Genomic DNA, 10844 nt, shown 5'->3' with positions numbered 1-10844 from the left:
TTCTTTCAGAATGGGCGTTCATCGCAATAATAATATCGTCACTGGCTCTGACTCGAATATTAGAACTTAAAATTATACACCAAAAAGATACAAGCTGGATAGCTGTGGCTCTTTCCAGAATATGCATCATTCTAATTATATTTTCAACTGTTTGCCTATCTTGCTATACTATAAAAGAACAAGGAGGTAAGATTAATGATCTTGTACTGATATGCTTTCAGTTTATTTTGTTATCTTTCAGTGTTATTTTTTTATGGATAGCGCATTATTTTCGAGAACATTTGAATTCAGCAAGAAGAGAATTCCCCGAAAATATTTCAGCAAAAGAGTTTCATTGGTATTCATCCTACAACCTAACGGATGCGAGAGACAATATTCGTGCAACATGCGCAGCTTTTAATAAGAAATATGATTTTAATGAGAGCAGTGATACTGTTGATGATACAGCAGAGCATGAAAAAAAAGAGCTTGATCGGCTCATTGAAGACATACAAAACGACTTGGCTATCCTGCAACAACGTAGGATAGCTTGGAAAAAACCTCCTTATGAGAAGGCGGCCATCATAGAAGCTCCAGATAATTCATGCCAGTAGCATAAACTTCTCCGGGATGGAGAAATTGTCTCTCACGACGTGCTTGAACTATGCCCATAGCTTGGTTGAAGCATGATTCTAAACAGGATAACCATACCGCATGATACATTGAACCATACCTTATGTATGGTTTGATCACACCGCAGACAGGATGAACGAATAATCAGCAGCGCAAAGCCGTATAATTCAACCGCAGGAGGATACGATGCCAGACAATACCAGCAATCCAACTCAGCCGGACGGCCAGCCGCATGTCCCGACCCTTGCGGACAAGCAGATTGACCTGTCGCCCTTTGACTTGATGGACCTTGATGCGGACGAGATTCGCAGCCTGCCGAAGCCGAAGGCTGAGTTTCCAGCAGCGGCCCGGCAAGTTGTCAGCCTCTATCCTGATTTTACGGAGCAGCTCAGATTGACCGAGGAGGAATTCGACCCGGACAAGGTGACAGAGCAGCTGGAGCTGGCCGATCAGCTTCTTCCGTATGCTGAATGGCTGGAGCGGCGGGCGGAGCAGGTGCGCGAGACGCGGATGGTTCACATCGCCGAGGCATACCGGGCTGTGCTGCGCGTCTATCACCGGGCCGAAGCGGCGGCGGCCTTTGATCCGCAGGTCGGCTATGCCTTCGCCTTTTTGTCCGACTACTTCGGCGCAGGGAAAAAGAAAAGCAAGAAGGAATAGGAAGGGCGGCACTTGCCTGTTTTTGGCAGGCAGGCAGCGGAGGACAGGGCTGTGAAAACCAACGGTGCTCAGGTATAATCAAAGAAAGTCTCTTCAAACAATCAAAAAGGAGGCCATGATGCGATTATCAACAACGCTGTTTGGTTCATTGTTGCTGCTCTTCTCCGCAATCTGCCCTGCCGACGCGGCGGAACAGAGAGCTGGAGCTGTTCTGCTGAGCGGCAGCCCGAAAATTGTCGGCGGAGTGCCTGTGGATGATCCTGCCAAATACCCTTGGATGGCGGCTTTGGTGTCTGCGGGTGCGCAGGACTTGTATCAGTTTCAATTTTGCGGCGGCACGCTGATCCATCCGCAATGGGTGCTCACTGCGGCCCATTGTCTGCATGGAGGGGCAAGCACTGTTGATGTCGTACTCGGCACGGTCCATCTTGACACGCCCAACGCAGGTTATGAGCAGATACGCTCAGCACGCATTGTTATTCATCCAAACTACAACGCTTCAACTAAAGACAATGATATTACCCTGATCAAATTGTCCACCCCTTCCTCGCAGACGACGGTCGCCAGCCTTGCCGCAAGCGATGCGGACTCAGCACCTGGGCTTTCAACCACGGTCATAGGCTGGGGCGGCACTGTTGCGCAGCCTGGCGCACCACAGTCTTATCCGACGCAGCTGCAGGAGGTGGATGTGCCTATCGTTGACACTGCCATCTGTTACCCAGGTCAGATCACGGAGAACATGATCTGCGCCGGTCTGGCCGCAGGCGGCAAGGATTCCTGCCAAGGAGACAGCGGCGGACCGCTGGTAAAGCCGCTGACCGGAGACCAGCATATGCTGACAGGCATAGTCAGCTGGGGGAACGGCTGCGCTCAGGCAGGGGCATACGGCGTGTACACCAAAGTGTCTCAATACCAAAGCTGGATTGACAGCATCATCAACAGTGTCCCGCCGCAGCCAGGAACTGGCACTGTGCCGGTTGGAGCGTTCAAACTGCTGCTTTAACAGACAGCCGGAGCATCGGCTGAATCAAGCGTTCATGAAAAAGACCACTGTCAAAGCGTTCCGTGAAATGAAGGGCGGGCGCAAGCTGTCCATGCTCACCGCCTACGACGCGTCGATGGCGCGGCTGCTCGACGGCGCGGGAATCGACGCGCTGCTGGTGGGCGATTCCCTTGGCATGGTGGCCCTCGGCTATGACTCGACGCTGCCAGTGACTATGGAGGAGATGCTGCATCATGCCGCCGCAGTCAGCCGGGGCGCGGAGCGGGCCTTGGTCATCGGCGACATGCCCTTCGGCTCCTATCAGATCAGCCCGGAGCAGGCTGTCAGCAACGGCATCCGTTTCATCAAGGAGGGCGGCTGCGCGGCAGTGAAGATCGAGGGCGGCGAGGAGGTCTGCGGCACAGTCCGTGCGCTGGTGAGGGCCGGGGTGCCGGTCATCGGCCATATTGGCCTGACCCCGCAGACTGCCGGGCAGCTGGGCGGCTACAAAGTGCAGGGCAAAGACCTCGCTGCGGCGAGGAAGCTGCTCGATGACGCAAGGGCCTTGGAAGCTGCCGGAGTCTTCGGCCTTGTCTTGGAGGCGATGCCTGCCCAGCTGGCGGCGGTGATCACCGAGGCGGTCTCGATGCCCACTGTCGGCATTGGGGCCGGGCCGCACTGCGACGGTCAGGTGTTGGTGATTCAGGACCTGCTCGGCCTGTTTGAGAAGTTCACCCCTACATTTGTCAAGCAGTACGTCAATCTTGCGCCGGAGATCAAAGCGGCGGTGCAGAGCTACATCAGCGAGGTGGAGTCCGGCGCGTTTCCTGGCCCGGAGCACAGCTTTGCCAGCAAGGAGAATTTCCGCGCATTGCTCTCCGGCGCGTGACGCAGACTGTTCGGGATGTCTTTTCTCTGCGTTCTTGCCGCCGCCTGCCTGCTTGACCTGCTTTTCGGCGATCCCCGCTGGCTGCCGCATCCAGTCCGGCTGATCGGCTGGTTCGCCGCCCGCATGGAGCAGCTCACCCGCCGTCTGCCTGTCAGCGAGCGCAGCAGCGGCGGACTCACTGTTGCGTTCGTGCTGCTGGCTGCTGGCTGCGCCTGCGCCGCGCCGCTGCTCATGGCTGCGCAGGGGCCGCGTCCGGCCTTCCTTGCCTGCGCCGCGCTGCTGCTTTGGACGACCTTGGCGGCCCGCGACCTTGTCCGCCATGCCATGCAGGTGCACGCGGCATTGGCTTCAAGCATTGAAGCTGCCCGGCAGCAGGTGGCGATGCTCGTCGGACGGGACACGGAACAGCTTGATGCGCCCGGCGTGATCCGGGCCTGTGTCGAAAGCGTGGCGGAAAACATGTCCGACGGCATCACCGCGCCTCTGTTCTGGGCCTTCGTCGGCGCAGTCATCGCTCTGCCTGCTGGCGGAGACTGTCCTGCGGCCTGCTCCGTCCTCGCAGCCATGCTGTACAAGGCGGTCAGCACGATGGATTCGATGTTCGGCTACAAAAACGAGCGGTATTTCCATTTCGGCTATTGCCCAGCCCGCTTGGATGATCTGGCCAACTTCCTCCCGGCGCGGCTTTCCGGCTTCGCGATTGCCTTAGCCGCCCCGCTGGCAGGCGGCAGCATAGAAAACGCCTGGCGCATCCTCCTCCGTGACTGCCGCAATCACGCCAGCCCGAACTCCGGCTGGCCGGAGGCGGCGGCGGCGGGCGCACTGGGCGTGCAGCTCGGCGGAGAGGCGAGCTATTTCGGCAAAATCACGCGCAAGCCGCTGATCGGCGAGCCGCTCAACCCGCTGCTGCGGCGGCATATTGTCTTGATCTGCCGCCTTGCCTTGGCTGCCGCGCTGCTCTGCCTCTGCGGCTTCACCGCAATTTTCCTCCTCGCAGCCCTTCTCTGAGTCTTGAAATAGACCGAGCAGGCTGATAGAATTGAGAACAAGCACCAGCAGACTGTTTTTCAACCGCATTCAGGGGAGGAATGCCATGCGTTTCCGACTTATCTTCTGCGCGGCCATCTTCGGCCTGCTCGCCGCTGCGCCGGGCCAAGCGGCGGGGCAGCTTTCGGCAAAAGAAAAGGCGTGGTTCGAGACTTTTCAGAAAGGCACGCTCTATGCCCGGGGCTGGCAGGACATCACAGCAGAGCTGGTGGCCAGAGCACCTGCGGAGATCAAATGCGAACTGCGGCAGCGTCTTGAAGACCTTGGCATGAAGATCGGGCGCGAGTGGAGCAAGAACAACGACATACGGAAAATTGACAGCGCGATGCTGCGGCAGTGGGGCGACATGCTCCAGCGGGCGGCGGAGCAGCAGCCGGAGCATATTCCGCAGGTTGTGGCGAAGCTCGACAAGAAGGTGGTGTCCCTGCTGGACTGAACGGACGGCTTGAAAAAACAGACGGCCTGCTCCCAAGACAGGAACAGGCCGCAACAGAACGCGCCGGAGCGCGTTTTTTGTTACTCCAGCACGAAATCGGAGCGGCGGTTCATCTCGTAGTCAGACTCCTGCGCACCGGGGAAGAGCGGACGCTCCTCGCCGAAAGAGGTGGTTCTGATCCGACCGGCTTCCACGCCCAAGTTGATCAAGTATTTCTTCGCGGCAACGGCGCGGCGCTCGCCCAAGGCCAAGTTGTACTCGTTGGTGCCCCGCTCGTCGCAATTGCCCTCAACGATCACCTTGGCGTTGCTGTTTTTCTTCAGATGCTGCGCGTTGGCCTCCATCTTGCCAACTTGATCCCTGCGCACGGCGGACTGGTCGAAGTCGTAGTAGATCGACCTCATCTGGGCTGACGAGCGGCCATTCTTCCGCTTGTAGTCGGCTGACTGCTCATCGCCTGCAAAACCGGGAGCTTTGGTGCCGCCGGAGGTCAGCGGCTCGACAGAAGTCTGCGCATTCGGAGAATTCTGGATATCCGCAACCGCTCCGGGCGAGGAAGGCAGGCTGTCCAAGGCGGAGTAATCGCCTCCTTCTCCTGCGGCGGCAGTGTCGCCCGCTGCTGCGTCCGCAGCTCCGGCATCAGCATCGTAGAAGGTCGATGCGCCATCTTTTTTGTCCGCTCCCTTCTGATACGGCTCGACCGGTTTCGGGCCGCAGCCAGTGAACAGAAAAAGAGAAAACGCCGTGCAGGCGCAAAGCAGCATTCGGCTCACGCAGATGTTCATAAAAGTTCCTCAACAGTAATTGTGAATATAGATGGAAAACAAGTCCATCTAAAATACCTTTCTCGGCCTGTCAGCGTCAAGAAAAAACATAATTCTCAGCGCATAGAGTCAGCTCTCCGGCCTGCGGCCCGGATTAGCTGTTGACAGGCTGTTCTTTCCTGATATAAAGGTGAGTCATGATCGGGCTGCCCCGGCGCGGGCGGTTCCGCCAGCCTCCTTTTTTCCTGACCCGAACCTCGATGCAGACCCTCTCCGACCGCGAAAAGATACTTTTCCTTGGCTCCAATGTCAAAATCACCAATCTGCCGGTGAAAGAGGTCAGCCTGTTGGAGGAAGGGAGCCTGCCCGCCTACGGCTATAATCCTGGCGACAACATCGTCCTGCTCGCCGGACCGGTGACGATTGAGCACGGACGGCTGGAGCAGTGCCTGACGTGGCTCTCGGCCTATCTCTCCGGCTCAGAGCTGAACCCGAAGATCAACACCCTGTCCTATGGCGCGGAGCGGCAAGTCTATCAGCTCTTCCGCAAACGGCGGAGCGGCAAAGACGGCCGCGCCGAGGGCTGGTTCATGACCAAGCAGCTGCTGCCTGCCGAGGAGCGCGGCGCAGCAGCCCCGCTCTTCACTTTCAGCGGGCACGAATACGCGATCGCGGGCGGCAACAGCGGCATGGTGCTGATTGACGACTCCGGGATGCCGCCGCAGATCTGCGACGAGATGACCGAGCTGAATCCCGGGATGTGGTGCATCGCCTTGGGCATATCTGTTGCCCATTGGCAGCACTGGGCCAAGCTGCTCGGCGATCGTTTCACCCTCTTCTGTCGCCTCTCCGACTTGGAGACCACGCGGATGGAGATGGATTCCTCGGTGAATTGGGAAACCATTGTCGCCATGTGCCTGCGCGCCCTGCGCACCCCGGAAGTCGGCCTCTGGGACAGCGTGCGGCACTGTTTTCTCTGCCGGATCATCATTGAGATGTATCCGCACGCCATCCTTTATGCCGGCCCGGAGGCCATCTATTTCCGCTGCCGCAAGGGCAGTCTGCCGGAGAAAAGCTCCTCGCGCAAACGCGGCTCGGTGCCCTGTTATGACACCATGGTCACGGCCATGCTGACCCTCAAAGCCCTGCGCTCAAACGGCCTTGATTTCTCCCGCCGCGCCTTCTACGATTTCTCCAGACAGGTGCTCTGCAACTGGCAGCGGCTGGACGAGCACGGCTATCATTTTGACGAAGGCCTGCGCCTGCCAGTGCTGGATTGTTCGTCGGCCTGCCTCAGCGGCCTGCCCTGTTCCTGCGCCGAGAGCCTGAGCATTGACCCGACCTTTATTGAGCTGCCGTATTTCACCCCGGAATTCGAGGAAAATCTGGAGCATGCCGCCGGCCAGGCTTGGAGCGAGAAAAAGAAGAAAGCTCTGCGCTCCCTCTTCCGGCATCAGTACGATTATCCCTATCCAAGGAACGAGGATGCGCCGCTCAGTTATATTGACGTGATCATGTCGGTGCTGCACTGCCTGAAAGAGGAGGTCAACCGGGACACCGGTTTTGACAATCTGCCGATCTTCCGGCTTGGTCATCTCCGTACCACCGATCCGGCGGAGATTGACCCGGTGCTGACTTTGCATCAAGTGATGGACTCCTACGTCTCCAAGGAATCTGTGCTGCGCCCGCTCTGCATCGGCGTGTTCGGCCCGCCCGGCTCCGGTAAATCCTTTGCCGTCAAACAGGTGGCCAACGAGATCGCCCGGCATTATGAAAGCAGTCCCTTTGTGTTTTTTGAATTCAACCTGACCCAGTTCGCCAGCCCGGACGAGATCAACGCCGCTATTGACCCGATCCGCGCCTCAGTGGCGCAGGGCAAGGTGCCGATCGCTTTCTGGGACGAGTTCGACTGCCGTTATGACGGCCATGAGTTCGGCTATCTCCGCTACTTCCTTCCGGCGATGCAGGACGGCGTGACCTACGTGCAGGGCATTCCGTATCATATAGGCCGGGCGATTTTCGTTTTCGCAGGCGGGGTCAAGGCGAGCTGGGAGGGCATGGAAAGACTGCTTTCGCCAAAGAAACCGAAGGAGCTTCAGATCATCAAAACTTTGAAGATACCGGACTTCATGAGTCGCCTGAGGGTGGTTTTGGACATTGACGGCATTGAGGTGCCGGATTATCTGCTCAAGGACTCGGCCAGCGCGGAGGAGCTGGAGGAGCTGCGGCGCATCCTGCTCAAACGGGCCTTCATCATCGCCCACCAGATGCAGACGCACTGGAAGAGCGCGGCCCGCAAAACCTCCGGCCTGCTCCTCCGCCTGCTGCTGGCGGAATACAAATTTGGTGCCCGTTCCATCGAAGCGGTGATTGAGGCCAGCCGGGCCGCCGATCGATTGGTCTATGGCCTGCCGGAATTGATCGCTCCCTCAGCCGCCCGCATTCATGCCGACTGGCGGGTGGATTTGGAACGGAAGATTGATCAGTTCCGCAAAGCAAAAGGGCTGCGGGCGGTCTGGTAGGCGGCGCGGACACGCCGGAAGCCTTGCGGCGGCCTGCGGATTTGTGGTATGCAACAGGCTGAATGAAAATTATTGACAGGCGGCTGCGGTCTCCTGCCAAGAGTCCCAGCCTCCTTCCTGTTCAGGAACATGGATGCCAGAGCGAAGATCATAAACGGACACCGGTTCTCCCTGCCCTGCCTCGCCCTGCTTTTCATCGCGCTGAGCTTGCATCTGGTTAGCTTTTGCAATTACCTGCTCTTCCATGCCTTGGCGGAAATATTCAGCGTCATTGTCGCCTGCGCGATTTTTATCTTCGCGTGGAACACAAGGCATATCCAGACGAGCCACTATTTTCTTTTTCTCGGCATAGCCTATCTTTTCATCGGCCTGCTTGACCTGCTGCATTGCCTGACCTTCGCAGGCATGGGCATTTTTCCGCCTGCGACCGCCGCAGCCTCGGCGCAGCTCTGGCTGGCGGCCCGGAGCATGGAGAGCTGCTCCTTGCTGCTGGCCTTCTGTTTCATCCGCCGAAAATGCCGTGTCGGATGGACCATGGCCGCCTATCTGCTGGTCTTCGGCCTGCTGCTGCTCCTGATCTTCATCTGTCCGGTTTTTCCGTCCTGCCAAGCGGAACGCAGCGGCAGGCTGCCAGAATTCAAGCAGCAGGCCGAATATGTTATCGCCTTTCTGCTCGCCTGCTCGCTGCCGCTTCTGCACTGGCATCGGGCCAATTTTGACCGCGAAGTGCTGCGCCTGATGCAGGCCGCCGTGCTGCTCGCCATTGCGGCGGAGCTGGCCCAGACCTTTCATGTCGTCAGTCAGAGTTTTGCCAGCTTCGCCAGCCATCTTTTCCGCATCTTTTCGTATTACTCCATCTACCGGGCGGTGATCGCCACCGGACTGACCCAGCCTTACAACACTCTCTTTCGTGAACTGAACACGCACAAGGAGGAGCTGGAAGCGAAAGTGCGCAAGCGCACCGCCGCCCTCCAGCAGAGCCGGGACAGCCTCCAAGCAGAAATGGCCGAACGGCTGCGGACGGAAAAAGAACTGCTTTGGGAGCTGGCGGTGAACCGGACGCTGGCCCAGCTCGCAGACACCTTTATTTCCCGCTCGCTTTCGGTGCGGGAGATAGAAAAGCTGGCGGGCCGGGCGGCCAAGGAACTGATCGGTTGCGAGCAAGGCGCGGCCAAGGCGATCTTGGACGCAGAGAATGATGCCGAGCCTGCCGCCTTTCCTTGGGACAGCGTTCTCAACACTAGGCAGGGCTTCTACACCAACACCCTCGCCACCCTCAGACGGCCTGTGGTTGTCTCGACGGAACGGCTGCCCTGCCGCAATTATTTGCATGTGCCGGCGATGATCGGCGGCAGGGCGGTGGGCAGAATCGCTTTAGCGGACAAGGACAGCGACTTTACTGATCAGGACATGGCTGCCGCCGAGCGGCTGGCCGCTGTTTTCGCCTTGGCGGTGCAGCGCAAGCAGATGGAGGAATCCTTGAGCCGCAGCGAGTTCAAATACCGCAGCCTGTTCAATGATGCGCCGGACATGATTCATATCGTCAGCCAAGAAAAGAAAATCGTTGATGTCAACCCCGCCGAGCTGCGGACACTGTGCTGCGCAAACCGGGACGAGGTGGTTGGCGCACCGCTGCTGGACATCATTCATCCCGATTTCCGCAGCCGGACAGAAATGTTTTTGGATCAGGTGCTCCGCACCGGATGCTGTGTGAACAGTTACGAAACTGCCTTGCTCACCCGCAACGGCGGCCAAGTGGATGTGGAAGTCAGTGCCATGCCCCTGCTGGAGAATGGCCGGGTGGTTTCTGTCCGCGCCATCATGCGCGACATCACTGGACGAAAAAAGGAGGAGCAGGAGCGCAAGAAGCTGGAAAACCAGCTTCGGCAGGCGCGGAAGATGGAAGCCATCGGCACTTTGGCCGGCGGCATCGCCCACGATTTCAACAATATCTTAGGGCCGATTCTCGGTTACACCGAAATGGCTTTGGATGCCTTGCCCGCAGGCAGCGATGTCATTCCTTGGCTGGAGGAAGTGCAGCGGGCGGGCGGCAGAGCCAAGGAGCTGGTGCGTCAGATTCTCGCCATCAGCCGCAAATGCGAACAGGATCTGCAGCCGCTGCGCCTTCAGCCGATCATCAAAGAGACACTCAAGCTGCTGCGTTCATCCATTCCCAGCACCATCGAAATCCGGTCCCGCTTGGATCCGGCCTGCGGAGCGGTGCTGGCCGATCCCACACGCATTCATCAGGTGGTGATGAATCTCTGCACCAATGCCTACCAGGCGATGCGGGAAACCGGCGGCCTGCTGGAAATTTTTCTGGAGCAGATCAAGCTGGATGAAGGCAATGTGCCTGGCAGGCTGCGGCTGCCGCCCGGTCTGTATCTGAAGCTGGAAGTGCGGGATTCCGGCCCCGGCATTCCTGAAGAACTGCTGGAAAAGATTTTCGAGCCGTATTTCACCACCAAACCCAAGGGCGAGGGCACAGGTCTGGGGCTGGCCTTGGTGCAAAGCATTGCTTTAGATTTCGGAGGCGATGTCATGGTGTCCAGCGAGCTGGGCAACGGCGCGGCGTTTCAGCTTTTTCTTCCGGTCATTCAAGAAACTCCCCTCGCTCTTCCGGGTGAGGAGATTGCGCCGCTACCCGGAGGACATGAGCGGATACTGGTCGTGGATGATGACGAAAACATCGCCGCCCTAAGTCGAAACATCTTGGAGAGCCTTGGCTATCAGGTTACTGCGCTGACCAGCAGCACCGAGGCTTGCGCCTTGTTTGAGCGGCGACCGTACGATTTCGACCTGCTGCTTACAGACATGACCATGCCGCAAATGACCGGCGCGGAATTGGCCGCTAAATTTCTTGCGCGGCGACCGGAACTGCCGGTTCTTCTTTGCACCGGCTTCAGCGAGCTGATTGACGAGCATCGGGCGC

At 58.3% G+C, this 10844-nt stretch carries 10 protein-coding genes; 8 read left to right on the top strand and 2 right to left on the bottom strand.

What is annotated here, in order from left to right:
- The 6 genes from ACNKID_RS07080 to ACNKID_RS07055 all read left to right on the top strand — a co-directional run.
- The coding region (locus tag ACNKID_RS07080; protein WP_417912737.1) for a hypothetical protein at positions 1–593 on the top strand (593 nt) is incomplete at its 5' end.
- Between the two features lie 205 nt (positions 594–798).
- Entirely contained in the window at positions 799–1272 is a 474-nt protein-coding gene (locus ACNKID_RS07075; RefSeq protein WP_417912736.1) for a hypothetical protein, read from the top strand.
- A 115-nt stretch (positions 1273–1387) separates the two neighbouring features.
- On the top strand, positions 1388–2275 hold the full coding sequence (locus ACNKID_RS07070; protein ID WP_417912735.1) for a serine protease: 888 nt from the start codon (positions 1388–1390) through the stop codon (positions 2273–2275).
- Positions 2276–2309: 34 nt separating this feature from the next.
- On the top strand, positions 2310–3143 hold the full coding sequence (panB, locus tag ACNKID_RS07065; RefSeq protein WP_417912734.1) for a 3-methyl-2-oxobutanoate hydroxymethyltransferase: 834 nt from the start codon (positions 2310–2312) through the stop codon (positions 3141–3143).
- Positions 3144–3158: 15 nt separating this feature from the next.
- Positions 3159–4151, top strand: a complete 993-nt coding sequence (gene cbiB / locus ACNKID_RS07060; RefSeq protein ID WP_417912733.1) for an adenosylcobinamide-phosphate synthase CbiB — start codon at positions 3159–3161, stop codon at positions 4149–4151.
- A gap of 85 nt (positions 4152–4236) precedes the next feature.
- Entirely contained in the window at positions 4237–4626 is a 390-nt protein-coding gene (locus tag ACNKID_RS07055) for a hypothetical protein (RefSeq protein ID WP_417912732.1), read from the top strand.
- 80 nt (positions 4627–4706) lie between these two features.
- On the opposite strand, the gene ACNKID_RS07050 is transcribed toward ACNKID_RS07055, so the two are convergent.
- Positions 4707–5411, bottom strand: coding sequence for an OmpA family protein (locus ACNKID_RS07050; RefSeq protein ID WP_417912731.1), 705 nt, complete (start codon positions 5409–5411; stop codon positions 4707–4709).
- Positions 5412–5587: 176 nt separating this feature from the next.
- On the opposite strand from ACNKID_RS07050, the gene ACNKID_RS07045 reads away from it, so the two are divergent.
- Positions 5588–7912: an AAA family ATPase gene (locus ACNKID_RS07045; RefSeq protein ID WP_417912730.1), complete on the top strand. Its 2325-nt coding sequence runs from the start codon at positions 5588–5590 to the stop codon at positions 7910–7912.
- A 69-nt stretch (positions 7913–7981) separates the two neighbouring features.
- Here ACNKID_RS07045 and ACNKID_RS07040 read toward each other — a convergent pair whose 3' ends face one another.
- Complete coding sequence (locus ACNKID_RS07040; protein WP_417912739.1) at positions 7982–8299, bottom strand: hypothetical protein; 318 nt, start codon at positions 8297–8299, stop codon at positions 7982–7984.
- Between ACNKID_RS07040 and ACNKID_RS07035 the strand changes: the two genes are divergently transcribed.
- Positions 8183–10844 (top strand): MASE3 domain-containing protein (locus tag ACNKID_RS07035; RefSeq protein ID WP_417912738.1); only part of this gene is annotated, 2662 nt, incomplete at its 3' end. The genes ACNKID_RS07040 and ACNKID_RS07035 overlap by 117 nt on opposite strands.

This window comes from Candidatus Electronema sp. TJ, from assembly GCF_048287355.1.
Classification (GTDB): domain Bacteria; phylum Desulfobacterota; class Desulfobulbia; order Desulfobulbales; family Desulfobulbaceae; genus Electronema.
Note: the sequence above shows the minus strand (reverse complement) of the source record. Positions and strands in the feature narration are given on the sequence as shown.

Excerpts from the sequence above, each read along its gene's own strand:
- ACNKID_RS07040 (WP_417912739.1), bottom strand. The coding sequence starts at position 8,299 with ATGCAGCAGGTCAAGCAGGCCGATGAAAAGATAGGCTATGCCGAGAAA.
- ACNKID_RS07045 (WP_417912730.1), top strand. The coding sequence starts at position 5,588 with ATGATCGGGCTGCCCCGGCGCGGGCGGTTCCGCCAGCCTCCTTTTTTC.
- panB (WP_417912734.1), top strand. The coding sequence starts at position 2,310 with ATGAAAAAGACCACTGTCAAAGCGTTCCGTGAAATGAAGGGCGGGCGC.
- ACNKID_RS07055 (WP_417912732.1), top strand. The coding sequence starts at position 4,237 with ATGCGTTTCCGACTTATCTTCTGCGCGGCCATCTTCGGCCTGCTCGCC.
- ACNKID_RS07050 (WP_417912731.1), bottom strand. The coding sequence starts at position 5,411 with ATGAACATCTGCGTGAGCCGAATGCTGCTTTGCGCCTGCACGGCGTTT.
- ACNKID_RS07070 (WP_417912735.1), top strand. The coding sequence starts at position 1,388 with ATGATGCGATTATCAACAACGCTGTTTGGTTCATTGTTGCTGCTCTTC.
- ACNKID_RS07075 (WP_417912736.1), top strand. The coding sequence starts at position 799 with ATGCCAGACAATACCAGCAATCCAACTCAGCCGGACGGCCAGCCGCAT.
- cbiB (WP_417912733.1), top strand. The coding sequence starts at position 3,159 with ATGTCTTTTCTCTGCGTTCTTGCCGCCGCCTGCCTGCTTGACCTGCTT.